We start from the raw sequence: 24,687 nt of genomic DNA, 5'->3' as shown, positions 1-24,687 counted from the left end.
GCTTTACGGAGCGTAATGATCAAATTCGGCCGGAGGAATTCCGGTGTTTCCGCAGGACAACGCAAGGGCGCGCCCTCCGCTGGGAGGGCGCGCCCTTGGTTCGGGATCTGGACGGTGGTGTCAACCGGTTTCCGGCGCCGGCGGGGTCGGGCCCCCGCCGTCCTCGCTCCGGCCGGTCCCGGGCTGGCCCGCATCGGGCTCGGCCGCGCTGGGCCCCGCCTCGGGCCCCTTCGCTCGGGGCCCGGTCTCGCGCTCCGCCGCGCCGTGCTCGATGTCGCGCTCCGCCGCGCCGTGCTCGATGTCGCGCTCCGCCGCGAAGTGACACGCCGAGTCGTGCCGGGCCAGCCCCTCCAGCCACACCGGCGCGGCCAGCAGCGGCACCTCCACCGTGCACCGCTCCTGCGCCTTCCAGCAGCGGGTGCGGAACCGGCAGCCGGACGGCGGGTTGGCCGGCGAGGGCACGTCCCCGGTGAGCACGATCCGGTCCCGCGACTCACGCGCCGTCGGGTCCGGCACCGGCACCGCCGAGAGCAGCGCCTGGGTGTACGGATGGGTCGCGTGGTCGTAGATCTCCAGGTCGGAGCCGATCTCGACCAGCCTGCCGAGGTACATCACACCGACGCGGTCGGAGATGTGCCGGACGATCGAGAGGTCGTGCGCGATGAACATGTACGAGAGGTTGAACTCCCCCTGGAGCTGCTCCAGCAGGTTGATCACCTGCGCCTGGACGGAGACGTCCAGCGCGGAGACCGGCTCGTCACAGATGATCACCTCCGGCTTGAGCGCGAGGCCGCGGGCGATGCCGATGCGCTGGCGCTGGCCGCCGGAGAACTGGTGCGGATACCGGTTGATGTACTCGGGGTTGAGACCCACCACGTCCAGCAGGTCCTGGACGGCCTTGCGGCGGTCCCCCCTTGGCGCCACCTCGGAGTGGATCTCGTAGGGTTCGCCGATGATGTCGCCGACCGTCATACGCGGGTTGAGCGAGGTGTACGGGTCCTGGAACACCATCTGGATGTTGCGCCGCACCGCCTTCAGCCCGGCACCGGAGAGCCGGGAGATCTCCTCACCCTTGTAGCGCACCGACCCGCCGGTGGCCGGCTCCAGGTTCATCAGCACCTTGGCCAGCGTGGACTTGCCACAGCCGGACTCCCCCACGATGCCGAGCGTCTCCCCCTGGACCAGGTCGAAGGAGACCCCGTCCACCGCCTTCACCGCGCCGACCTGCTTCTTGAAGACTACGCCCCTGGTGAGCGGGAAGTGCTTGATCAGGTCCCGGACTTGGAGGATCGGCTCGCCGGGCGCCACCTCCCGTGCGAACGCGACGTCCTCCGGCACCGCCGGCCCCAGTGCGCTGGCCCCGTTAGCGGTCATGGAGGGTCTCCTTCCAGAAGAAGCAGGCGCTGCCCCGCCCGGCCATCTCCCGGCCGTCGTCCTCGGTGACCGGGAACAGCTCCGGCACCTGGCCCCGGCAGATGTCCTGGGCCCGCGGGCAGCGCGGGTTGAACGCGCAACCCGGCGGAATCCGCAGCAGGTTGGGCGGCAGGCCCTTGATCGCGTACAGCTCCTGGCCCTTCTGGTCCAGGCGCGGGATGGAGTCCAGCAGGCCGCGGGTGTACGGGTGGGCCGGCCGCGCGTACAGCTCGTGCACGGGCGCCGTCTCGACGATCCGCCCCGCGTACATCACCGCGATCTTGTCCGCGACGTCGGCCACCACGCCGAGGTCGTGGGTGATCAGGATCAGGCCCATGTGGAACTCGGCCTGCAGCTCGGCCAGCAGGTCCATCACCTGCGCCTGGACGGTCACGTCCAGGGCGGTGGTGGGCTCGTCGGCGATGATCAGGTCCGGTTCCAGGGCCAGCGCCATCGCGATCATGATGCGCTGGCGCATACCGCCGGAGAACTGGTGCGGGTAGTCGTTCACCCGCTGCCTGGCCGCGGGGATGCGCACCCGCTCCATCAGCTCGACGGCCTTCTCCTTGGCCTCCTTGCGCGACGTCCCCTGGTGGGCCCGGAACATCTCACCGAGCTGGAACCCCACGGTGAGCACGGGGTTGAGCGAGGAGAGCGCGTCCTGGAAGATCATCGCGATCTTCTGCCCGCGGATCTGCCGCCGCTCCTCCTTGCCCATCTTGAGCATGTCCTGGCCCCGGAACCTGATCTCGCCCCGGGGGATCCGGGCCGGCGGCATGTCCAGGATGCCCATGATCGCCTGCGCGGTCACCGACTTGCCCGAGCCGGACTCGCCGAGCACCGCGAGCGTCTCCCCCGCCCGGACGCTGTAGTTGACCCCGTTGACCGCCTTGGCCACCCCGTCCCGGGTGACGAACTCGACGTGCAGGTCGCGGACGTCCAGCAGCGGCCCCTCGTAGGGCTCCTCCCGCTTCGGCTTGCCGGTGTCGACAGCTGTGGTCACGATGAGTCCCCTCGCTCAGCGAAGCTTCGGGTCGAGGGCGTCGCGGACCGCGTCGCCCAGCATGATGAAGGCCAGCACCGTGATGGAGAGCGCCGCGGCCGGGAAGAAGAGCACGTACGGGGCCGTCCGGATCACCTTCTGGGCGGAGGCGATGTCGATGCCCCAGGAGATGGTCGGGTCCTGCAGGCCGATGCCCAGGAAGCTCAGGGTGGCCTCGGTCGCGATGTAGCCGCCCAGGGCGATGGTGGCGACGACGATCACCGGCGCGACCGCGTTCGGCAGGATGTGCCGGAGCATCAGCCGCCCGGTGCCCGCGCCCAGTGCTCGGCCGGCCATCACGTAGTCGGCCTGTTTGACGGTCAGGACGGCGCCGCGCATGACGCGCGCGATCTGCGTCCAGCCGAGGACCGCCAGCGCGATCACCACGCTCCACACCGTGCGGGCGGAGAAGGCGCCCAGCAGGACCAGCGCGCCGAGCAGCAGCGGGATGCCGAAGAAGATGTCGACGACGCGGGAGATCACGGCATCCACCGCGCCGCCGAAGTACCCGGCGACCATGCCGGTCAGCCCGCCGAGCAGGGTGACCCCGAGGGTCACGAAGATGCCGACGGTGATCGAGGCCCGGGCCCCGTAGATCACCCGGGCGTAGATCGACCGGCCCTGGCCGTCGTAGCCGAACCAGCCGGCGCCGAAGAAGTCCGTCCAGTCCGGGCGCTTGAGGAAGTCGTGGATCAGGTCGGCCTTGCGCGGGTTGGCGTCCGTGAACGCCCAGGGGAAGATCGACATCACGATCAGCAGCAGGATCAGCAGCGCCGAGATCAGGAAGACCGGCCGCCGGCGGAGGTCCCGCCAGGCGTCGCCCCAGAGGCTGCGGGCCTCCTCCCGTTTGGCCGGGTCGCCCTCGACCAGGGTCTCCTGCTCGACCGCCATGCCCTGCTCGCCGGCGTAGTCGAGGTGGTCGACACCGGGCACCGAATGCGGCTTGAACTCGCCCTCGTCATGCAGGTCAGGCATAGCGGATCCTCGGGTCCAGGACCGCGTAGAGCAGGTCGACGATCAGGGAGGCGACCAGGTAGACGATCACCAGGACGGTCACGATGCCGACCACGGTGGGGCCCTCCTTCTGGTTGATCGCCCGGTACAGGACGTTGCCGATGCCCTGCACGTTGAAGATCCCCTCGGTCACGATCGCGCCGCCCATCAGCGCGCCGAGGTCGGTGCCGAGGAAGGTGACCACCGGGATCAGCGAGTTGCGCAGCAGGTGCCGGGAGATGATGGTCCGCCGCGGCAGGCCCTTGGCGACCGCGGTGCGCATGTAGTCGGCCCGCAGGTTCTCCCCGATCGACGTCCGGGTGAGCCGGGCGACGAACGCGAGGGAGAGCGAACCCAGCACGATCGCGGGCAGGATCAGCTGGGAGAGGTCCGTGGAGTCCTGCACCGTCGGGGTGACCCAGCCCAGGTTGGTGGCGAAGATCGTCTGGGCGATGTAGGCGAGCACGAACACCGGGATCGAGATCACCACCAGGGTCAGGGCCAGCACCAGGGTGTCCTCGATGCTGCCCCGCCTGAGGCCGGAGATCAGACCGAGTGCCAGCCCGACGACCAGCTCGAAGGCGAAGGCCATCAGGGCCAGCCGGATGGTGACCGGGAAGGCGTCCGCCATGATGTCGGTGACCGAGCGGCCGGTGAAGCTCGTCCCGAAGTCACCCTGGAACAGGTTCCCCATGTAGTGCAGGTACTGCTTCCACAGCGGCTGGTCGAGGTAGTACCGGTGCTTCAGGTTGGCCACCACCGCCGGGTCGGCGGCCTTGTCCCCGAACAGCGCCGCGACCGGGTCGCCCGGCAGCGTGTAGACCATCAGGAAGATCAGGAATGTGGAGCCGAAGAACACCGGGATCATCTGCAGCACCCGCCGCAGCACGTAACTTCCCATCCGAGCCTCCTTCCTAGGTGACGGGTCGGCCCGTGACCGGGTGCGGCGGGCCGTTGGACCGAGTGCCCGGGCCCCGCCCCCCGTGCGGGGAGGGCGGGGCCGCGCGGGGCCGGGCCCCTCGCCCCCGGCCTGGCGGCCGGGAGGTGCCGCAGCCCGGTGCCGGGCGGGGAGGGGGGATCAGCCCTTGACCTCGACCTGGGTCCAGGCCGGGTTGCCGAAGGAGTCGAACGTCACGTTCTGGACGTTGTTGGAGTAGCCCGAGTTGGTGCGGTAGTACCAGAGCGGGATGGCCGGCATGTCGGTCGCCAGCACCGCCTCCGCCTGCTGGTAGCCCGTCACCGAGCCCTGGACGCTGTCCGCCTGGTCCGCCTGGGTGGACAGCTTGTCGAACTGCGGGCTGCTGTAGCCGAAGTCGTTGGACGCCGCGCCGGTGCGGTAGACGTCGGCGAGGAAGTTGGCGTTCAGCGGGTAGTCCTGCACCCAGCCCGTCCGGAACATGCCGTCGATCTGGTGGCCGGTGATCGCCGCCCGGGCGGTCTTGAAGTCGGGCTTCGGGTCACCGGTGCAGTCCGCCCCGGTGCTCTGTCGGACCGAGTTGCAGACGGCGTCGACCCACTCCTTGTGGCCGCCGTCCGCGTTGTAGGTGATGGTCAGCTTGTTGCCCGGGATGCCACCGCCCTGGGCGATCAGTTGCTTGGCCTTGTCCGGGTTGAACGTGCAGAACTCACCGCACTGGCCCGCCTTGTACCCCTCGACGCCCTCGGCGACCCAGGCGCTGGCGGGCGCGCGCGACCCCTGGAGCACCGTCTTGGTGATGGTGTCGCGGTCGATCGCCATCGAGATGCCCTGGCGGACCTGGGCCTTCTCGGGCGCGGCCCAGTCCGCCTGGTACAGCGTGAAGCCGACGTTCTGAATGGCACCCTGCGGGGAGTCGATCGCCCGGTCGCCCAGGTCGCTCTTGTAGGTGGCCAGCGCCGACGGCGGCACCTGGTCCATCACGTCCAGGTTGTTGGACTGCAGGTCGGCGTAGGCGGCCTCGGCGGTGCTGTACATCTTGAAGACGACGCCGCCGTTCTTCGGCTTGTCCACGCCCTGGTAGTTCGGGTAGGCCTTGGTGACCACCTGCTGGTTGTGGTCCCAGCTGACGAACTGGTACGGGCCGTTGCCCACCGGCTTCTGCCCGTACCCGGTCGGGTCGTTGAAGAAGGCGGACGGCAGCGGCGAGAAGGCGATGTACCCGAGCTTGTACTCGAAGTACGAGACCTTGCCCCGCAGCTTGATGGTGAAGTGCGTGTTGTCCACGACGGTCAGCCCGGACATCTTGGTCGCGGTCGGCTGGCCGCTGGCGGGGTGGACGTCCTGATAGCCCTCGATGTCGGAGAACCAGGAGCTGTTGATCTGGTTGTTGGTGGTGGTCGCGCCCCAGTTCCAGGCGTCGACGAAGTTGGTCGACGTGACCGGCGTGCCGTCGTGGAACGTCCAGCCGCTCTTCAGCGTGACGTTGAAGGTCTGCGAGTCGCTGGTGTCGATCGAATCCGCGACCTGCATCCGGATCTGGGCGTTGCTGGGGTCGTAGTCGACCAGGCCCTTGAAGAGGTTCTGCAGGATGCGCCCGCCGCCGGTCTCGTTGGCGTTCGCCGGCTGCAGCGGGTTCTGCGGCTCACTGCTCTGGTAGCTGAAGGTCTTGCTGCTGTCCGACGAACTGCTTCCGCCTCCGCCGCTGCTGCTGCACCCGCTGGCCACCAGGGCCACGGATGTCGCACCGGCGAGGACCCATCGAGCACGGGGGGCTGCGGGCATGGAGGTCCCTCCTCAAGGTGTGTGTCGCATCACACCCCATGAGAAGCGCGCCCGCGCGGCGGCGCGAGCCGGGTACCCCCGGATGGGTGCAGCAGGCCCTGCGTGGAGTTGACGGAACGCCGGAAGGGCCCGCAGCACGACGGCTGCGGGCCCTTCCGGGAAACGCCTCGGGATCAGACGGCGGCGGCCGTCTCCCGGACCTCGGCGAAGTGACACGCCGACTGGTGCTTGGCCGGGCCGCTCAGCACCTCCGGCACCGCCAGCAGCGGGACCTCGGTGGAGCAGCGCTCCTCCGCCTTCCAGCAGCGGGTGCGGAACCGGCAGCCGGACGGCGGGTTGGCCGGCGAGGGGATGTCGCCGGTCAGGATGATCCGGTCACGGCTCTCGCGCGCCGTCGGGTCCGGCACCGGCACCGCGGAGAGCAGCGCCTGGGTGTACGGGTGCGTCGCGTTGTCGTAGATCTCCTCGTCGGTACCGATCTCGACCATCTTGCCCAGGTACATCACGCCGACGCGGTCGGAGATGTGCCGGACGATGGAGAGGTCGTGCGCGATGAACATGTACGACAGCTCGAAGTCGCTCTGCAGCTGCTCCAGCAGGTTGATCACCTGCGCCTGGACGGAGACGTCCAGGGCGGAGACCGGCTCGTCGCAGATGATGATCTCGGGCTTGAGCGCGAGGCCGCGGGCGATGCCGATGCGCTGGCGCTGGCCGCCGGAGAACTGGTGCGGGTACCGGTTGATGTACTCCGGGTTCAGGCCGACGACGTCCAGCAGGTCCTGGACGGCCTTGCGGCGGTCGCCCTTCGGAGCCACCTCGGGGTGGATCTCGAACGGCTCGCCGATGATGTCGCCGACCGTCATGCGCGGGTTGAGCGAGGTGTACGGGTCCTGGAACACCATCTGGATGTTGCGGCGGACGGCCTTGAGGGCCGCGCCGGACAGCTTGGAGATGTCCTCGCCCTTGAACAGGACCTCGCCGGAGGTGGCTCGCTCCAGGTTCATCAGCACCTTGGCCAGCGTGGACTTGCCACAGCCGGACTCGCCGACGATGCCGAGGGTCTCGCCCTTCGCCAGCTCGAAGGAGATGCCGTCGACCGCCTTGACCGCGCCGACCTGCTTCTTGAAGAGGATGCCCTGGGTCAGCGGGTAGTGCTTGACCAGGTCCTTGACCTCCAGGATGGGCTCAGCCATGGAGGGTCTCCTTCCAGAGGTGGCACGCGCTGCGGCGGCCGGTGAGCTCCTTGCCGTCCTTGTCGGTCACCTGGTGCAGCTTCGGGATCTCCGTGCGGCACAGGTCGGTGGCGACGTCACAGCGGGGGTTGAACGCGCAGCCGGCCGGGACCTTCAGCAGGTTCGGGGGCAGACCCTTGATCGCGTACAGCTCCTGGCCCTTCTGGTCCAGGCGCGGGATGGAACGGAGCAGGCCCTTGGTGTAGGGGTGCGCCGGGTTGGCGTACAGGTCACGCACCGGGGCGGTCTCGACGATCCGGCCGGCGTACATGACGGCGATCTTGTCCGCGACGTCGGCGACCACGCCGAGGTCGTGGGTGATCAGGATCAGGCCCATGTTGTACTCGTCCTGCAGCTCGGCGAGCAGGTCCATCACCTGGGCCTGGACGGTGACGTCCAGGGCGGTGGTGGGCTCGTCGGCGATGATCAGGTCGGGCTCCATGGAGAGCGCCATGGCGATCATGATGCGCTGGCGCATGCCGCCGGAGAACTGGTGCGGGTAGTCGCCCACGCGCTGCCTGGCGGCGGGGATGCGCACCCGCTCCATCAGCTCGATGGCCTTCTCCCGGGCCTCCTTCTTGGAGGCGCCGCGGTGCACCCGGAACATCTCGCCGAGCTGGGCGCCGACGGTCATCACCGGGTTCAGCGAGGAGAGCGCGTCCTGGAAGATCATCGCGATCTTCTGGCCGCGGATCAGCCGGCGCTCCTCCTCCTTCATCGCGAGCATGTCCTGCCCGCGGAAGAGGATCTGGCCCTGGCTGATCTTGCCGGGCGGCATGTCGAGGATGCCCATGATGGTCTGGGCGGTCACCGACTTGCCGGAGCCGGACTCGCCGAGCACCGCCAGGGTCTCACCGGCGGCGACGGAGTAGTTGACGCCGTTCACGGCCTTGGCGACGCCGTCCCGAGTGTGGAACTCCACGTGGAGGTCGCGGACCTCCAGCAGCGGGGTGCCAACTTCGAGCCGGCCGCTCTTCTGGTTCTTCTCGATCACGGTGGTCATCGGGTCGTCACCTCTTCTCTCAGCGGAGCTTCGGGTCGAGGGCGTCGCGGACCGCGTCGCCGAGCATGATGAAGGCCAGCACGGTGATGCTCAGCGCGGCCGACGGGAAGAGCAGGACGTGCGGGGCCGCGAGGAAGCGGACCGAGGCATCGCTGATCATCAGGCCCCAGGAGATCTCCGGGGACTGCACGCCGATGCCGAGGTAGGACAGCGCCGCCTCGGCACCGATGTAGACGCCCAGGCTGATCGCCGAGACCACGATGACCGGCGCGATGGCGTTCGGCAGGATGTGCCGGAAGGTGATCCGACCGCTGCTGGCGCCCAGCGCGCGGGCCGCCATCACGTAGTCGTTGTGCTTGTTGGAGATCACCGAGGCACGCATGATGCGGAAGATCTGCGGCCAGCCGAGGACGGCCATGACCAGCGACACGGTGTAGGCGTTGCCCTTGCCGAGCATCGACATGATCAGCATGCCGCCGAGCAGCAGCGGGATCGAGAAGAAGATCTCGGTGAAGCGCGACAGGATCGAGTCGGTGATCCCGCCCTTCCAACCGGCCAGCAGGCCGAGGAGCGAGCCGACCACGGTGACCAGCAGCGTGGTCAGGACACCGACGATGATCGAGTTGCGGGCGCCCCACACCGTGCGGGTGTAGACGTCGCAGCCCTGCACGTCGAAGCCGAACCAGTGCTCGGCGCTCGGGCGCTTCAGGGAGTCGGCCAGGTCGCAGGCACCGTTCGCGGTCGGGCTGCCGTCGGTGAACAGCTGCGGAACGGCCGCCATGACCAGCAGGAACAGCACCAGAGCGGCACCGATGATGAAGACCGGGTTGCGGCGCAGGTCGCGCAGCGCGTCCGTCCAGAGGCTGGCCACCCGCTCCGGCTTCTGCTTCTTCTCCGGGGAGGTCTTCGGGCTGTTGTCCTCGGACGGGGCCTCGCTGCCCACGGTGATGGTGTCACTCATAGCGGATCCTCGGGTCGAGCACGGCGTACAGCAGGTCCACGAGCAGGGTGGTGATGAGGTAGATCATCACCAGCAGGGTGACCATGCCGACGATCACCGTGCCCTGCTTCTGGTACACGGACTGGGCGAGCAGGCCGCCGATGCCGTGCATGTTGAAGATCTTCTCGGTGATGACCGCGCCACCCATCAGGCCGCCCAGGTCGGCACCGAGGAAGGTGACGATCGGGATCAGCGCGTTGCGCAGGGCGTGACGGCCGATCACCCGACGGCGCTTCAGGCCCTTGGCGACCGCGGTACGGACGTAGTCCGCGCGCATGGTCTCCATCAGGCTGGTGCGGGTCAGTCGGGCGACGTACGCGAGCGAGGTGGACGCCAGCACGAAGGCCGGCAGCAGGTACGCCCGCAGTCCGTCCTCCTCGTTGAAGGAGACCGGGAAGAAGTCGAAGCCGTAGTCGTTCTTCAGCTTCACGCCCAGCAGCAGCTGGAGGACGAAGCCGGTGACGAAGACCGGGATCGAGATCACGAACAGGGTGCTGATGAGGACCAGCTGGTCGATGAACTTGCCCTTGCGAAGGGCCGCCATGACACCCGCCAGCACGCCCATGACCGCTTCGATGATGAAGGCGACGAAGGCGAGGTTGACGGTGTACGGGAACGCCTCACTGATCATGTCGGTCACGGAGCGACCGGTCAGGCTTTCACCGAGGTTCCCCTGGAAGACCCCCGAGATGTAGTTCCAGTACTGGAGCAGGAAGGGGTCGTTCAGGTGGTACTTCTGGCGGATCATCTCCGCCACGATCGGGTCGGCTCGCTTCTCGCCGGCCAGTGCCTGCACCGGGTCACCGGGCAGGTAGTGAACCAGCGCGTAGATCAGCAGCGTCGCGCCGAGCAGGACAGGGATTGCCTGTATCAGTCGGCGGATGACATAGCGGCCCATCAGACCTCCATACTTTCGGACAAGGAAGGGAGGCGGGAGGACTCGGACTGTAGTCCGGTCCACCCGCCCCCGATCGTCTGACTACCGGATCAGCCGGCGAGCTCGACCTTGGCCAGGTTCATGCGACCCTGGGCGTCGGTGTCGAAGTTCTTGATCTTCTTGGTGTAGGCCGCGGAGGACATGTAGGTGTACACCGGGATGTACGGCAGGTCCTGGACGAGGATGTCGTCGGCCTGCTGGTACAGCTTGATGGCCTCGTCGTCCGTCTTCGCCTGGTCGGCCTGGTCCAGCAGGGTCTCGAACTTGTCGTTGACGTAACCGCCGTAGTTCGAGCCGTTCTCGATCGCGACCTTGGAGAAGATCGGGCGCAGGTAGTCCTCGATCGACGGGTAGTCCATCGACCACGCCATGCGGAAGGCGCCCGAGTACTGCTTGGCCTGCAGGTCGTCCAGGATCTTGCCGAACTTCTCGAACGGCTTGAAGGTGACCTCGACGCCCAGGTTCTTCTTCAGCTGGTTGCCGACGGCCTCGATCCACTCCTTGTGGCCACCGTCGGCGTTGTAGCCCAGCTCGATGGTGTTGTTCGGAACACCGTTGGCCTGGGTGAAGAGCTCCTTGGCCTTGACCGGGTCGTACTTGGCCGCGTCGCCCATGGCGCCCTTGCGGTAGCCCGGGATCAGCGGGTTGACGAAGTCGTCGGCCGGGACGCGGGTGCCCGAGAAGATGGTCTTGGTGATCGCCTCGCGGTCGATCGCCATCGAGATCGCCTTGCGGATCTCCGGCTTGCCGTACGCGGCCGGGTTGGTCGAGATCGGGAAGCCGATGTAACCGACGCCGGACTCCGGCTTGTAGATGTAGCGGTCGCCGAACTCGCTCTTGACGGTCGACATGGCCGAGATCGGCAGCTTGTCGGTGGCCTGGATGTTGTCGGCGCGCAGGTCGTTGTACGCGGTGTCCAGGTTGTCGTAGATCTTGAAGGTGACGCCCTGGAGCTTCGCCTTGCCGTCCGAGGCCGGGAAGTTCTCGTAGCGCTTGACCTTGATCTGCTTGTTGTGCTCCCAGCTGCCGTCCATCTCGAACGGGCCGTTGCCGATCGGCTTGTCGCCGAAGGCCTTCGGGTCGGCGAAGAACGCCGACGGCAGCGGGTAGAACGGGTTGTACCCGAGCATCGTCTTGAACTGCGAGAACGGCGCCGACAGGGTGACGGTGAAGGTCTTGTCGTCGACGACCTTCAGGCCCTTGAGCTCCTTGGCGGTGGGCTTCTTGTCCTTGCCCGGAGCCAGCTCCTCGGAGCCCTCGATCTTCGCGTAGAACGGGAGGCCCTCGGCGGCGTTGTCCTGGTTGGCGCCCCAGTTCCAGGCGTCGACGAAGGACTTGGCGGTGACCTTCTCGCCGTTGTGGAAGGTGTAGCCGTCCTTCAGCTTGATCGTCCAGACCTTGCTGTCGGCGGACTCGATCGACTCGGCCACGCGCAGGGTCGGGGCGTTGGTCTTGAAGTCGTAGTCGACCAGGCCGGCGAAGAGGGCGTTCTCGACCTCGGTGCCCTCGGACTCCGCGGTGTTCTGCGGCACCAGACCGTGCTGCGGCTCACCGAGCTGGACGGCGATGGAGCCGCCGCCGGAAGCAGCCTTGTCATTGCTCTTCGAGCTGGTGCTGCAAGCGGTCGCCGCAAGGGCGATCGCGGTCGCCGCAACGAGCCACTTGGTCTGGGTTGCACCGCGCATGGGGGATGCCTCCTGAAATCGACTTTCCAACGAGGAGAGCACCGCGGGCGGCTGACGCCGCTTCCGTTGTGCCGTCCGCGCTCGTGGTTTCGGCGCGCACCCCTGCGCGTTAACCCTTGACCCGAGCCTGACTGCACCCACTATGTGTCACGCACGGACACGAAAGTGACCAATGCCGATCTCAATTAGGTCACATGAACGGTCGGTAAGTTTCGAAAATCGGACATATAAGACATACTCAGACAGGCATTAAACGGACAGTCGTCATGAATGACGGACTGTCACGTTCGCTCAGCGGACACCTTGCCGTGGTAAGCGCTATTCCGTTTATACGCGCGTCGACAACTTGGAGTAGTTGAAAACGATCGCCCCCCTCTCCACTGGAAAGGGGGGCGATCGATTCAGGCCAAAGGCTGTTTAAACCCGGGATCACGCCTTCTTGGCGCGCGAAGCCGAACGGCCACGCTCCTTCTGGTCGAGGACGACCTTACGGATGCGCACGGTCTCCGGGGTCACCTCGATGCACTCGTCCTCGCGGCAGAACTCCAGCGACTGCTCCAGCGAGAGCTTGCGCGGCGGCACCAGGTTCTCGGTGGTGTCGGAGGAAGCGGCACGCATGTTGGTGAGCTTCTTCTCCTTGGTGATGTTGATGTCCATGTCGTCCTGGCGCGAGTTCTCGCCGACGATCATGCCCTCGTACACCTCGGTGGTGGGCTCGACGAAGAGCGTGCCGCGCTCCTGGATGCCCATCATCGCGAACGGCGTCACGACGCCCGCGCGGTCCGCCACCAGCGAACCGTTGTTGCGCATCCGCAGCTCGCCGAACCACGGCTCGTGGCCCTCGAAGATGCTGTGCGCGATGCCGGTGCCGCGGGTGTCGGTCAGGAACTGGGTCCGGAAGCCGATCAGGCCGCGCGACGGGACGATGAACTCCATGCGGACCCAGCCGGAGCCGTGGTTCGTCATGGTCTCCATGCGGCCCTTGCGGGTCGCCATCAGCTGGGTGATCGCGCCGAGGTACTCCTCGGGGCTGTCGATGGTCATCCGCTCGACCGGCTCGTGGGTCTTGCCGTTGATGACCTTGGTGACGACCTGCGGCTTGCCGACGGTCAGCTCGAACAGCTCCCGGCGCATGGTCTCGACCAGGATGGCCAGCGCCAGCTCGCCACGGCCCTGGACCTCCCAGGCGTCCGGACGCTCGGTCGGCAGCACGCGGAGCGAGACGTTACCGATCAGCTCGCGGTCCAGGCGGTCCTTCACCATGCGGGCGGTGACCTTGTGGCCCTTGCCGCCCTTGCCGACCAGCGGCGAGGTGTTGGTGCCGATGACCATCGAGATGGCCGGCTCGTCCACCGTGATGAGCGGCAGCGCGACGGGGTTCTCCAGGTCGGCCAGGGTCTCGCCGATCATGATCTCCGGGATGCCCGCGACGGCGCAGATGTCGCCGGGGCCGGCCACCTCGGCCGGCTTGCGGGTGAGCGCCTCGGTCATCAGCAGCTCGGTGATCTTGACCTGCTGGACCGAGCCGTCCCGCTTCATCCACGCGACCTGCTGACCCTTGCGCAGCTCGCCCTGCTCGACCCGGCAGAGCGCGATGCGGCCGAGGAAGTTGTCGGCGTCCAGGTTGGTGACGTGGGCCTGGAGCGGCGCGTCCTCGTCGTAGGTCGGGGCCGGGACGTGCTCCAGGATGGTGGAGAAGAACGGCTCCAGCGAGTCGCTGTCGGCCGGCACGGTGCCGTTCTCCGGCTTGGTCATCGAGGCGACGCCGTCACGCGCACAGGCGTAGACGATCGGGAACTCGATCTGGTCCTCGGTGGCGTCGAGGTCCAGGAAGAGGTCGTAGGTCTCGTTGATGACCTCGTCGATCCGGGAGTCCGGGCGGTCGGTCTTGTTGATGCAGAGGATGACCGGCAGCTTGGCCGTCAGCGCCTTGCGGAGCACGAAGCGGGTCTGCGGCAGCGGGCCCTCGGAGGCGTCGACCAGCAGCACGACCGCGTCGACCATCGACAGACCGCGCTCGACCTCGCCACCGAAGTCGGCGTGGCCCGGGGTGTCGATGATGTTGATCGTGATCGGCGCGCCACCCTCCTTGGGGTGGTACTTGACGGCGGTGTTCTTCGCGAGAATGGTGATGCCCTTCTCGCGCTCCAGGTCGTTGGAGTCCATCATCCGGTCGTCGAGGTGCTGGTGGGCGGCGAAGGCGCCGGCCTGCTTCAGCATGGCGTCGACCAGCGTGGTCTTGCCGTGGTCGACGTGGGCGACGATGGCAACGTTGCGGATGTCATTGCGCGTGGGCATGCGGAGCGGATTCTCCCGGAATCGTGGGTTACGGCGCCCGGCCGCGAGACGCCGACCGGCGATCCCTGTCGATCGCCGCCGCCCGTTCCGCCTGCTACTACCGGTCCACCCGCCGGGCAGGACATGCCACGGCTTCCTCCTATCGTACGGGGAACCGCCCAGGTGGGCAGAAACGAGCAGGTCGGTCGGGATCAAGATCACAGGTGGATCACACGCCGCTCACCCGGCGGACGCCGTGCGCGTGCCCGGATCGGGCGCCCCGGTCAGCCGGTGAGGAGGCCCACGTCCTGGAAACGCGGCCAGCCGAAACCCCAGACCCCGGCGCCCGCCACACCCTCCCGGACGGCGACCAGCTCCGGGCGCTGGAACAACGGCACCGAGTGGCCCAGCTGCCAGATCCGGGTGTCGGCCTCCTGGAGCAGGGCGAGGTGGGCGGCGGGGTCGAGTTCCCCGGCGGCGCGGTCGAAGAGGCGGTCGATCTCCTCCGTCCCGGTGCGGCCGTAGTTGGTGCCGGTCTCCAGGGCGCCGTCCGCTCCGGGCCGGGGCTTGGCGTAGACGGGGCGCTGGTCGACCGCCGGGTTGGGGCCGGCCGGCCAGGAGAAGAGGGCGAGGTCGTAGTCGCCGGCGGCCAGGCCGGTGCGGACGAGGGCCTCGGCGGGGAGCGCCACCGGGCGGACGGCGATGCCCGTCCCGGCGAGGTCGGCGGCCAGCGCGTCGGCGGCGCGCCGGGCGGTGGCGGAGCCCGAGGGGATCAGCAGGGAGAGCGAGAGCTCGTGCCCGTTCCTGGTCCGGGTGCCGCCGCCCTTCGGGCGCTTCCAGCCGGCCGCGTCCAGCAGCCGGCCCGGGTCCGCGGTGCCGAGGGCGCTGCTGTTGTCCCGGTAGCCGTCCTGGTCGCCGGCGAGCAGGTGGCTGCCGAGCGGGGCGGCGGCGAGCCCGAGCGGGGTGAGCGCCGCGTCGGCGACCCGCCGCCGGTCGACGGCCCGGGCGAGGGCCTGCCGGACGGCCGGGTCGGTGAGCGGCTCCCGGCCGGCGTTGAGGGTGAGCTGGGTGAGCGAGGCGGCGGCGGCCCGGTGGACGGTGATCCCGGGTAGTGCCTCGGCCCGGCGCAGCGCCTGGTCGGCGGCCTCGGCGCGGTCGGCCGAGGTGCCGGGCGCCGGGGCCCGGTCGACCGCCGCCGTGAGCGGGGCGATGTCGAGCAGGTCCTGGCCGAGCGCGTCCAGCCGCCGTTCGGCCGGGGTGGCGAGGAAGTCGATCCGGTCGGCCTTGGGCGGGTCGCCCCACCAGAGCGGGTTGCGCACCAGGGTGACCCGCCCGCCCGCCGCGTCGTACCCGCCCGGCCCGGAGATCACGAAAGGACCCGCCGTCGCCGGCGGACCGCCCGCCAGAGGCCGGCTGAAGGCGGCCGGGGAGGAGGTCACGGCGGCGGGGTAGAGCGGGCCGAAGAGGGACCGCCACTCGGCGTACGGCCGCCGGAAGACGATCCTGATCTCGGACGGGTCCGCGCCCGGGGTGATCGAGTCGATCGCGTCGTACCCGGCGGGGCGGCTGCCGGTGTAGGCGGGGTCGAGGCCGGAGAGGGCGGCCCGCTGGGCGGTGAAGTCGGCGGCCGAGAGCGGGGTGCCGTCGCTCCAGACGGCGTGCGGGTTGAGCCGGTAGGTGACGACCTGTGGCAGCTGCCCGGGCGGGGTGGACTCGGCGGCGGCCAGGTAGTCCGGGTCGGGGACGAGCCGGCCGTGCTCGTCCGGCCGGAACAGCGCGGGGTAGAGGGCGTGCGCGAGCAGCGCAGAGTCGGCGGTCGCCGCCGGCTGGTAGAGGTTCAGCGTGGCGGGGACGCCGTCCAGCGCCCAGCGCAGCGTGCCACCGTCCCCGACGGCGCTGCGGTCGGGCGGGCTGACGTCGCCGGTGACGGCCGTGGGGGCGGCGGACACCGGGACGGGCGCCGGGGTGCGGGCCGGGGCAGGGGCGCCGGAGCAGCCGGCCAGGGCCCCGGCGGCGAGCACCAGCGCGGCGACGGCGGCTGGGGCGGTGAGCTGGCGGACGCGCATGGCGGCCATGGAACGCCGCCGGGGCGCGGCCCGGCCCGGCGACACGGCGGCCGCCGGGCGACTGCACCCGGACAGCCGAACTGTGACCCGCCCGCGCGCCTCCGGGGCGTGGGGCTGCCGCCTACAGGGCCAGCTCGAACCAGACGATCTTGCCCTTGGGCGTGCGCCTGCTGCCCCAGCGCTCGGCCAGCAGGCTGACCAGCTGGAGCCCGCGCCCGCCCTCGTCGGTCTCCTGGGCGCGCCGCTGCCGCGGCTGGGCGTAGCCGTCGTCCCAGACCTCGCAGACCATGGAGCGGTCGCGCAGCAGCCGGAGCCGGATCTCGCCGCGGCCGTGCCGGAGCGCGTTGGTGACCAGCTCGCTGACCAGCAGCTCGGTGGTGTCCACCAGCTCGTCCAGGCCGCGGGCCAGCAGCCAGCTGCAGGCCAGCTCGCGGGCCTTGGCCACCGAGGTGGGCTCGGGCGGCAGGAACCAGTTGCCGACGGCGTCGTCGGGGAAGGCGTGCACCTTGGCCATCAGCAGGGCGATGTCGTCCTCGCCGTGGTGCGGGTTGAGCTCGCCGAGGACGTGGTCGCAGAGGTCCTCCAGGCCCTTGCCATCGGCGGACAGCGCGGTGCGGAAGGCGCGCAGGCCCTCGTCCAGCTGGTGCTTGCGGCTCTCCACCAGACCGTCGGTGTAGAGGCCGAGCACGGCGCCGTCCGGCAGGGTCAGCTCGACCTCCTCGAACGGCTCGCCGCCGACGCCGAGCGGCAGGCCGGGCGGCACGTCGAGCATCCGGGCGGGCTCGCCGGGGCTGAGCAGGACGGGCGGCAGGTGGCCGGCGTTGGCGAAGACGCAGCGGCGGGTGACGGCGTCGTAGACCGCGTAGACGCAGGTCGCGAGGTAGACCTCGCGGGCCTCCTCGTCGGCGGTCGAGGTGAGCCGCCCGTACGGGGTGGGTGAGCTCGCGGGCGCGGAGTCGTCGCCGAGGCCGCGGGCGATCTCGTCGAGGGCGGTGAGCACCTCGGCGGGGTCGAGGTCGAGCATGGCCAGGGTGCGGACGGCGGTCCGCAGCTGGCCCATCGCGACGGCGGCACGCAGGCCGCGGCCCATCACGTCGCCGATGACCAGGGCGGTGCGGTTGCCGGGCAGCTGGATGACGTCGAACCAGTCGCCGCCGACCTCGGTGTTGTTGTTGCTGGGCAGGTAGCGGCAGGCGATCTCCAGGCCGCTGGCGGCCGGGTTGCCCGGGGGCAGCAGGCTGCGCTGGAGGATCAGGGCGCGCTCGTGCTCGCGGCGGTAGAGCCGGGCGTTGTCGATGCAGACGGCGGCCCGGGCGACCAGCTCCTCGGCGATGGCGACGTCGCGGGCGTCGAAGGGCTCGCTGCCGATCGCCCGGGAGAGCTGGACGAGCCCGAGCACCTGGTCGCGGGCGACCAGCGGGACGATCAGGGTGGAGCGCAGCAGCGGGTCCGGCCCGGGCTCGGGGACGACGCTGCGGCCGGTGCGCAGCGCCCGGGCGTGCGGGGAGCGGCGCGGGTAGCAGAGGGTGCCGCCGGCCTCGGCGATGGGCAGGCCGGTGACCGAGCCGAGCACCGAGGAGGCGCCGCCGACCACGCTGGAGACGGCGACCCGGCGCAGTTCGCCGCTGCCGTCGGTGAGCACGCCGTCGCCGTACCGGCCGGCGCTGGGGACGGTCTCGCCGGAGAGCAGCGCGGTGTAGAGGTCGACGGTGGCGAGGTCGCAGAACGGCGGGACGACGACGTCCAGCAGCTCCTTGGCGGTGGTCTCCAGGTCGAGCGTGGAGCCGATGTGGGCGCTGGCCTCGTTGAGCAGGGCGAGGTTGCGGCGGACGCCGTCGGCCTCGCGCTCGGCGACGTGCCGGCTGGTGACGTCGGAGACCTGGCCGGCGACGCCCATCGGCTGGCCGGCCGAGCCGTTCAGCCGGTACAGCGAGACGGCCCAGAGCCGGTTGCCCTCGCGGGTGGGGACGGCCGAGTGGAAGCGCAGGTCGAAGACGGGCTGGCCGGTGGCGACGACCTTGCGCAGCGCGGCGGTGAGCCGGTCGGCCTCGGACTGCGGGAAGAGGTCGTGCGCGGTGAGGCCTTCGAGGTCGGTGGGGGCGAGGCCCATCCCGGAGGCGAAGGCGTCGTTGACGCGCTGGAGCCGGAGCCGGTCGTCGAAGAGGATGAAGCCGGTGGGGGTCTGCCCGAAGACGGCCTCGGAGGCGGCGAGGTCGGTCTCGATCCGGCGCAGCCGGCCGAGGTCGACGGCGAGACAGGTGGCGCCGGCGGTGGGCAGCGCGCTGTCGGGCATCAGGTAGAGCTCGGCGAGCCCCTCCCCGCCGGTGGCGTCGCGGTAGGGCGCCGTGCCCACCCACTCCTCGCCGGCCAGGGTGCGCTCCAGCCGGGCGCGGCCGCGCTGCCAGAGCTCGCGTGGCACGAAGGTGGTGATCGGGTCGGAGCCGACCGCCTCGGCGGCGGGCAGGCCGAAGAACTCGGCGGCCCGGTCGCTCCACTGGCTGATCCGGCCGTCGGGGCCGATCGCGAAGGTGGCGACCCGGATGTATTCGTAGATCGAGCCTGGGTCCCCGGCGCCCCACTGGTCGGCGCCGACCCCGGGGCGGGCGGCACGGCCCTGCCCGGCGGGTGCGGCCCGGGGGGCCGCTGGGGCGGGCAGGTGTGGGGAACCGGCCTGCCCGGGCACAGCGGCATGACCGCTGCTGCTCGGCGCATTACGCGCCGGGGTGCTGTTCAACGGACCGACCCCTCCAAACCCGCGACCGTCCGGATGCCGAGAAGACCGAGTATTCATCATCGAGGGGTACGTTCACACGCCCTCAACATCACAACATCAGATCGGGCGAAGGTTTTTGTCCTACCGCCCGCGCAACCACAATGCCACGCTCGCGCCCCCTGCCGGAGTGCGCGCTCCCCCCGGCCTCCCGATGGCATATGCAGCCCCGTTCTACTCGCGTCCTACTCGTCTCCCGGCTCCTCGGGCTCATTACCCGGCAGCGGCTGCTCGAACCAGACGACCTTGCCCATGCCTTCCGCCCGGGCGCCCCAGCGGAGCGCGAGCCGGCGGACGAGTTCCAGGCCCCGGCCACCCTCGTCGGCCTCGGCCGCGTGGCGCTCGCGGGGCGGGTCGGGCAGCGGGTCGGAGATCTCGACCAGCAGCGTCTCGCCCAGCGTCAACCGTACGCCGATGGGTGCGCTCGCATAGCGGACGGAGTTGGTGACCAGCTCGCTGACCAGCAGCTCCGCGGTGTCGGTCAGCTCCTCGACGCTCCACTCGGCGAGCGTCGCGCGGACCAGCCGGCGGGCCCGGGAGACGGCGGTCGGTTCGGCGGGCAGCGTCCAGCCGGCCGTCGGGGTGCCGGCCTGGCCGTGGCCGAGACGGGCCAGCAGCAGCGCCACGTCGTCCGGCTCGCGGCCCTGCTCCATGGTGTCCAGCACCGCTTCGCAGGCCGCCTGGATCGAGGCCTGGGGCTGCTGGAGGACGGTGATCAGCCGGCCGAGGCCGACATCGAGGTCCTTGTCCCGGGACTCCACCAGGCCGTCCGTGCAGAGGGCGAGCAGGCTGCCCTCGGGAATCTTCAGTTCGACCGCCTCGAACGGGACGCCGCCGACCCCGAGCGGGGCGCCCGAGGGCAGGTCGAGGATCCGGCCGGCGCCACCGGGCAGCGGCCCCCCGGTCCGGGTCGGCTCCTCGGCCCCCTCCCCCGGCACGATCAGCACCGGCGGGATGTGGCCGGCCTTGGCGACCGTCAGCCGGGCGGTGGCCGGGTCGAACACGGCGTAGATGCAGGTCGCCAGCAGCGCCTCGTCCGGCCCCTGCGCGAGGTCGTCGGCCAGCTCGTGGACGTGGCGCAGCAGCACGTCCGGCGGCAGGTCGAGGGCGGCCAGGACGCGGACGGCGGTGCGCAGCCGGCCCATTGTGGCGGCGGCCCGCAGGCCGTGGCCCATCACGTCGCCGACCACCAGCGCCGTGCGGTCCCCGGGCAGCGGGATGACGTCGAACCAGTCGCCGCCGACCTCGGTGCCGCTGCTGCCGGGCACGTACCGGTAGGCGACCTCGACGCCGGTGGGCTGCGGGACCTGCTGCGGCAGCAGGGTGCGCTGCAGGGTCAGCGCGGCGGTGCGCTCGCGGGCGTAGAGCCGGGCGTTGTCGAGCGAGCTGCCGGCCCGGTCGGCCAGCTCGACGGTGAAGGCGAGGTCGTCGCGGTCGAAGCCCTCGCGGTAGCCGGCCCGGCTGACCAGCAGCAGCCCGATCACGATGCCGCGGGCACGCAGCGGCACCACCAGCATCGAGTGCACGCCCAGGTCGTGGGCGGCCTGCATCTTCGGGTCGCCGGGGTAGGTGACGTCGTCCAGCTGGTCGGCGCCGGAGAGCAGCTCCGGGACGCCGGTGCGCAGCACCCGGCCGCAGGCGGAGTCCTCCGCGAAGGTGATCCGGGCGCCGCGGCGCAGCATCACCTCCACCTCGGGGCCGTCCTGGACGGAGGCGGTGCCCAGCTGCAGCAGCGAGGTGCGACGGTCGTGGCCGTGGCGGGGCAGGTCGTCGCCGTGGGCGACGGCCTGCAGCAGGATCACCGCGGAGTGGTCGGTGAGCCGGGGGACGACGGCGCCGGCCAGCTCCTGGGCGATCCGGGAGGCGTCCAGCAGGTCGCCGACGCGGGAGCCGAACTCGTTGAGCAGCGAGAGCCGGCGCCGGGCGTGCTCGACCTTGGCCACCGCCCGGTACCGCTCGGTCACGTCCATCACGGTGCCGGAGATGCCGAGCACCCGGCCGGCCCGGTCGGTCATCCGGCTGTAGGAGATCGAGCGGTAGCCGGAGCGGGCGGTGACGGGGGAGGCGAGGGTGACGTCGATGACCGGCTCGCCGGTGGCCAGCACCTGCCGCTGGATCGCGGTGATCTCGTCGGCGGCCCGCTCCGGCAGGGTCTCGCCGGTGGTGCGGCCGACGTGGTCCTCGGTGCTCATGCCGTTCATCGCGGCCAGGGTCTGGTTCACGGCGGTGTAGCGCAGCTCGGTGTCGAGGACGGCGATGCCCAGCGGGGACTGTTCGAACAGCGCGTCGCGGACGGCGAGGTCGCGCTCGACGGCCCGGACGGCGGCCGCCTCAGCCAGGTTGACCTGGAGGAACGGGGTGCCGTCGCCGTCCACCAGCAGGGAGATCCGGGCGTCCAGGGCGACGGGGGCGCCGTCGCGGTCGCGCAGCTCGGCGGGGCCGGCCCAGCGTCCGTGCCGCAGGGTGTCCTGGATCGCCGCGCGGATCCGGGCGACCTGCTCCTCGTCCGGGATCAGCTCGTCGATCCGGCGGCCCACCAGCAGCTCGTTCGGCCAGCCGAGCAGTTCCTCGGCGGCCGGGCTCCAGAGGACCACCCGGCCGGCGGTGTCGAGGATCGCGATGGCGACCTTGACCACGTCGAGCAGGGTGCCCTCGGTGCGGTCGTCGGGGCCGCCCGGCTCCCCGCCGGGGCCCCCGGGGAAGGGCCGCCCGGGGCGGCTCCGGATTCCCGCCGGAGGGGACGCGTCGGCGACCACCAGGGACGGCGCGGGCTGGTCCGGCGGCGGGGCGTCGGGGGCCGCGTTCTCCCCGCCGCGGCGGCGGCCGACCGGCGGCTGCGGCGGCGCTGGGCGCACGCCACGACGCAGCCGGGCGCGCGCGGCTGCGCTCCCCCCGGTGCCCGTGCGCCGCGCTCCCCCGCCGCCGTTACCGGTATTCGACACCGACGGGGCCTCCGGCTCTGGTCGGGATCGGCGGCGCCGGCTGGGGCGGCTCACCGATGGTGACGAATAGTGCCGAAAAGTGACATACCCAGCAGAACCCAGGCTATCCCGGCTTCCGGGTCGGCTTTTCCGATTGACCTACCTGGCGTATTGCGCGTCGCGGCGCCGGCTGCTCGGGCTCCCGTCCGGGCGTTCGCGCGGGCGGGTGGCGGGCGGGTTGGCCGACGGACGGGCGGCAGGCGTACGGCGGCCCGGCCGGGGGCCGTGCGCGGTCAAGGGGCGGCCGCGCGCGGTCAGGGGGCCGTATGCGCCGCTTCGAGCAGCCGGGCGATGTCCGGGAGGACGGCCCGGTCGTGGTCCAGCCAGTCGACGCCGTCCAGCTGCTCCGGGCCGAGCCAGCGCAGCTCGTCGTGGTCCTCCAGCGGCCGCGGGTCGCCCGCCAGCAGCTCGGCCACCCAGAGGTGCAGCTCCAGGCCCGGCCGGACCAGCCACGCACCGGGCAGCCGCTCCACGGCCCTCGCCCGGACGCCCAGCTCCTCCAGCAGCTCCCGCTCCAGCGCCTGCACCTCGGTCTCGCCGGGCTCGGCCTTGCCGCCCGGGAACTCCCAGCGCCCGGCCACCTCGGCCGGTGCGCTGCGGCGGGCGGCCAGCACCAGGCCGCGGTGGATGAGCGCGCCGCCGACGACGATCCGGTTCTCCATGGCCCCGACCTTAGGACCTGCGCTCGTCGGGCCCGCGCTCTCCACCCAGTACAGCTGCTTGTGACCGCGCGCCTCGAACTCCGCCGCCATCCGCTCGGCCTCGGCCCGGTCCAGGCCTGTGGCGACCAGGAAGCGGTTGCCGTTGTCGTCCTGCCGCATCACCCGAAAGGTGTCCATGCCGGTGAGCGTAGGGGGTACTCCCCGGGCGCTCGCAGGCGCGGGTCGAGGGGAGTGGCCCGGCCCGCGTCGCGGAAGCGGCCCCGGCCCGCGTGGGGGTCGGGTCGGGGGCCGCGTCCACCGGACGCTACGCCCGGCTCGCTACCGGCAGGTACGGTCCCTGTTAACGGCGGGTAAGGAAGCACGGCCGGTGAGGGCCGCTCCGGCAGGCCGGGGCCACCGGTGGGCGGCACTCCCGGCCGGGAGGGGCGCGGGCGGCGCGGGGTCAGACCTGGATGTCGCCGACCTGCTCGCCCGTCGACAGGCCCAGCTCGCGGCGGATGTCCAAGGTCAGCTTGGCCGACTTGGTCACCATCGCCTTCGCCCGCCGCACCTCGCGTTCGAGCGCGGCGCCGTCGGCCGTCTTGGCCGCGGTGTCCCAGGCGGTGGCGGCCTCGCGCTGGGCGGCGGCCAACTCGGCCACCTTCGCCTTGGCGCCCTCCGGCCAGGCCGTCGAACGCTTGGAGAGCTCGTCGGCCTCCTTGCGGGAGGCGTCCGCCATCTGCCGGGCCCACGCCAGGTACTCGGAGCGCGACCCGGCGACCTCGCCGTCCGGCTCGTTCCAGTACGCGGTGTTGAAGGCGCGGGCGGCCTCCAGGTAGGCGAGCTGGGCCGGGCTCAGGCCGGCGCGGTCGGTCCGGACGCTGCCGCGGTGCTGGGCGTCACGGTCCTCGTAGGTGCAGGTGACGTCGTGCTCGCCGGACTTCCAGTTGCCGCGGCTGGGGTAGAGGTAGACCTCCTCCATGCCGTCCGGCACGGCCCAGTAGTCGAGGGCGTAGTCGTCGAGCACCGGGCCGCAGAGGTCGGCGGCGAGGTCGCGGACGCGGGTCTCGCCCGGATAGGCCGGGCCGTCGCCGTCCGGGATCCGGGCGGTGCCGGCCACCTCGCCGTGGTGCGGAACCGCACAGGGCACCTTCAGCACCCAGAAGACCGTCTGGTCCCCGTCCTCGGGGGCGGAGCCGGCGGCGTTCCCGGGCGGGTTGTAGCAGTCGCCGGCCTTGAGCGAGGACCAGAGCACGGCCCCCGGCGGGGCCTTCGGGGCGCGGGCCGGGCGGTCGGCGCGGTCGGACGCGTCGACGCCGGCGGCCAGCACCCCGAGGAAGGCCAGCAGGGTGGCCAGCACCCCGAGGACGCCGAGGATCACGCCGGCCACGGCCATGCCGCGGCCGCGCTCGTTGCGCTTGGGGATCTGGACCAGCGCGACGATGCCGAGGACGAGCGCGATCGGCCACATGCAGAACAGGCCGGTGACCAGCGCGGCGACGGCGAAGCCGTTGGTGGCCCCGGGGGCCTGCGGGTAGGCGTAGCCGGGCTGGAAGCCGGACATCGAGCCGGGCGGGACGGCGGCCCAGCCGGAGGCGGCCGGCGGCGGGCCCGGGAACGGCGGCGGCGGCGCCGGGGCGCCGGCGGGGGCGCCTGCCATGGCCGGGGCGGGGGCGGCCCAGGGGTCCGCGGGTGCGGCGAATCCGGTGGGGGCGGTGGGCGCCCCGGGTGCGGTGGGCGGTGCGGGTGCGGTGGGCACTGCGGGTGCGTACGGGGCCGGGGGTTCCGCGTCCGCCGTGGCCGGCTTGGTCAGCTCCACCCGGTCGGCCGGCGCCGGAGCATCCGCGGCGGGGGCGTCCATGGCGGGGGCGTCCATGGCGGGGGCGTCCATGGCGGGGGCGTCCATGGCGGGGGCGTCCGTCGCCGGAACAGGCTGGGCAGGAACA

General features: G+C 71.1%; 16 protein-coding genes. All 16 read right to left on the bottom strand.

From position 1 onward, the window contains the following. Positions 1-120 precede the first annotated feature (120 nt). The 16 genes from ACZ5WK_RS08135 to ACZ5WK_RS08060 all read right to left on the bottom strand — a co-directional run bounded on the left by ACZ5WK_RS08135 (position 121) and on the right by ACZ5WK_RS08060 (position 24,647). Positions 121-1,374, bottom strand: coding sequence for an ABC transporter ATP-binding protein (locus ACZ5WK_RS08135; protein ID WP_465546107.1), 1,254 nt, complete (start codon positions 1,372-1,374; stop codon positions 121-123). Beyond that, on the bottom strand, positions 1,364-2,416 hold the full coding sequence (locus ACZ5WK_RS08130; protein WP_465546105.1) for an ABC transporter ATP-binding protein: 1,053 nt from the start codon (positions 2,414-2,416) through the stop codon (positions 1,364-1,366). Before ACZ5WK_RS08130 ends, ACZ5WK_RS08135 begins: the two co-directional genes overlap by 11 nt. A 15-nt stretch (positions 2,417-2,431) precedes the next feature. Next, positions 2,432-3,346, bottom strand: a complete 915-nt coding sequence (locus ACZ5WK_RS08125) for an ABC transporter permease (RefSeq protein WP_465546576.1) — start codon at positions 3,344-3,346, stop codon at positions 2,432-2,434. Between the two features lie 76 nt (positions 3,347-3,422). Beyond that, on the bottom strand, positions 3,423-4,349 hold the full coding sequence (locus ACZ5WK_RS08120) for an ABC transporter permease (protein ID WP_396320661.1): 927 nt from the start codon (positions 4,347-4,349) through the stop codon (positions 3,423-3,425). Between the two features lie 177 nt (positions 4,350-4,526). Next, the gene (locus ACZ5WK_RS08115) at positions 4,527-6,149 is read right to left on the bottom strand and encodes a peptide ABC transporter substrate-binding protein (RefSeq protein WP_465546102.1); all 1,623 of its coding nucleotides are present in this window, start codon (positions 6,147-6,149) and stop codon (positions 4,527-4,529) included. A 173-nt stretch (positions 6,150-6,322) separates the two neighbouring features. Then, positions 6,323-7,342 (bottom strand): ABC transporter ATP-binding protein, encoded by a 1,020-nt coding sequence (locus ACZ5WK_RS08110; RefSeq protein ID WP_396320659.1) that lies wholly within the window; start codon positions 7,340-7,342, stop codon positions 6,323-6,325. After that, a complete protein-coding gene (locus tag ACZ5WK_RS08105) occupies positions 7,335-8,384 on the bottom strand; it encodes an ABC transporter ATP-binding protein (RefSeq protein ID WP_396320658.1) in 1,050 nt (349 codons plus the stop codon). The genes ACZ5WK_RS08110 and ACZ5WK_RS08105 overlap by 8 nt, the downstream gene beginning before the upstream one ends. A 19-nt stretch (positions 8,385-8,403) precedes the next feature. Beyond that, complete coding sequence (locus ACZ5WK_RS08100) at positions 8,404-9,345, bottom strand: ABC transporter permease (protein WP_396320657.1); 942 nt, start codon at positions 9,343-9,345, stop codon at positions 8,404-8,406. After that, positions 9,338-10,282: an ABC transporter permease gene (locus tag ACZ5WK_RS08095; RefSeq protein ID WP_396320656.1), complete on the bottom strand. Its 945-nt coding sequence runs from the start codon at positions 10,280-10,282 to the stop codon at positions 9,338-9,340. The genes ACZ5WK_RS08100 and ACZ5WK_RS08095 overlap by 8 nt, the downstream gene beginning before the upstream one ends. 89 nt (positions 10,283-10,371) lie before the next feature. Next, positions 10,372-12,006, bottom strand: a complete 1,635-nt coding sequence (locus ACZ5WK_RS08090; RefSeq protein ID WP_465546099.1) for a peptide ABC transporter substrate-binding protein — start codon at positions 12,004-12,006, stop codon at positions 10,372-10,374. A gap of 429 nt (positions 12,007-12,435) precedes the next feature. Next, positions 12,436-14,304: a translational GTPase TypA gene (gene typA / locus ACZ5WK_RS08085; protein ID WP_148643081.1), complete on the bottom strand. Its 1,869-nt coding sequence runs from the start codon at positions 14,302-14,304 to the stop codon at positions 12,436-12,438. 263 nt (positions 14,305-14,567) lie between these two features. Beyond that, positions 14,568-16,349, bottom strand: coding sequence for an ABC transporter family substrate-binding protein (locus ACZ5WK_RS08080; protein ID WP_465546096.1), 1,782 nt, complete (start codon positions 16,347-16,349; stop codon positions 14,568-14,570). Between the two features lie 121 nt (positions 16,350-16,470). Next, complete coding sequence (locus tag ACZ5WK_RS08075) at positions 16,471-19,083, bottom strand: SpoIIE family protein phosphatase (protein WP_465546094.1); 2,613 nt, start codon at positions 19,081-19,083, stop codon at positions 16,471-16,473. Positions 19,084-19,304: 221 nt separating this feature from the next. Next, positions 19,305-21,974 (bottom strand): SpoIIE family protein phosphatase, encoded by a 2,670-nt coding sequence (locus tag ACZ5WK_RS08070; protein ID WP_465546092.1) that lies wholly within the window; start codon positions 21,972-21,974, stop codon positions 19,305-19,307. 380 nt (positions 21,975-22,354) lie between these two features. Continuing rightward, positions 22,355-22,939 (bottom strand): NUDIX domain-containing protein, encoded by a 585-nt coding sequence (locus ACZ5WK_RS08065; RefSeq protein WP_465546090.1) that lies wholly within the window; start codon positions 22,937-22,939, stop codon positions 22,355-22,357. Positions 22,940-23,204: 265 nt separating this feature from the next. Further along, positions 23,205-24,647: a DUF4190 domain-containing protein gene (locus tag ACZ5WK_RS08060; RefSeq protein WP_465546088.1), complete on the bottom strand. Its 1,443-nt coding sequence runs from the start codon at positions 24,645-24,647 to the stop codon at positions 23,205-23,207. Positions 24,648-24,687: the final 40 nt, after the last annotated feature.

The organism is Kitasatospora sp. NPDC032757 (assembly GCF_055579305.1).
The sequence above is the reverse complement of the archived record's forward strand: the minus strand, read 5'-3'. Positions and strand labels throughout refer to the sequence as shown.

Excerpts from the sequence above, each read along its gene's own strand:
- ACZ5WK_RS08100 (WP_396320657.1), bottom strand. The coding sequence starts at position 9,345 with ATGAGTGACACCATCACCGTGGGCAGCGAGGCCCCGTCCGAGGACAAC.
- ACZ5WK_RS08125 (WP_465546576.1), bottom strand. The coding sequence starts at position 3,346 with ATGGCGGTCGAGCAGGAGACCCTGGTCGAGGGCGACCCGGCCAAACGG.
- ACZ5WK_RS08120 (WP_396320661.1), bottom strand. The coding sequence starts at position 4,349 with ATGGGAAGTTACGTGCTGCGGCGGGTGCTGCAGATGATCCCGGTGTTC.
- ACZ5WK_RS08105 (WP_396320658.1), bottom strand. The coding sequence starts at position 8,384 with ATGACCACCGTGATCGAGAAGAACCAGAAGAGCGGCCGGCTCGAAGTT.
- ACZ5WK_RS08115 (WP_465546102.1), bottom strand. The coding sequence starts at position 6,149 with ATGCCCGCAGCCCCCCGTGCTCGATGGGTCCTCGCCGGTGCGACATCC.
- typA (WP_148643081.1), bottom strand. The coding sequence starts at position 14,304 with ATGCCCACGCGCAATGACATCCGCAACGTTGCCATCGTCGCCCACGTC.
- ACZ5WK_RS08080 (WP_465546096.1), bottom strand. The coding sequence starts at position 16,349 with ATGCGCGTCCGCCAGCTCACCGCCCCAGCCGCCGTCGCCGCGCTGGTG.
- ACZ5WK_RS08060 (WP_465546088.1), bottom strand. The coding sequence starts at position 24,647 with ATGGACGCCCCCGCCATGGACGCCCCCGCCATGGACGCCCCCGCCATG.
- ACZ5WK_RS08135 (WP_465546107.1), bottom strand. The coding sequence starts at position 1,374 with ATGACCGCTAACGGGGCCAGCGCACTGGGGCCGGCGGTGCCGGAGGAC.
- ACZ5WK_RS08095 (WP_396320656.1), bottom strand. The coding sequence starts at position 10,282 with ATGGGCCGCTATGTCATCCGCCGACTGATACAGGCAATCCCTGTCCTG.
- ACZ5WK_RS08090 (WP_465546099.1), bottom strand. The coding sequence starts at position 12,006 with ATGCGCGGTGCAACCCAGACCAAGTGGCTCGTTGCGGCGACCGCGATC.
- ACZ5WK_RS08065 (WP_465546090.1), bottom strand. The coding sequence starts at position 22,939 with ATGGACACCTTTCGGGTGATGCGGCAGGACGACAACGGCAACCGCTTC.
- ACZ5WK_RS08110 (WP_396320659.1), bottom strand. The coding sequence starts at position 7,342 with ATGGCTGAGCCCATCCTGGAGGTCAAGGACCTGGTCAAGCACTACCCG.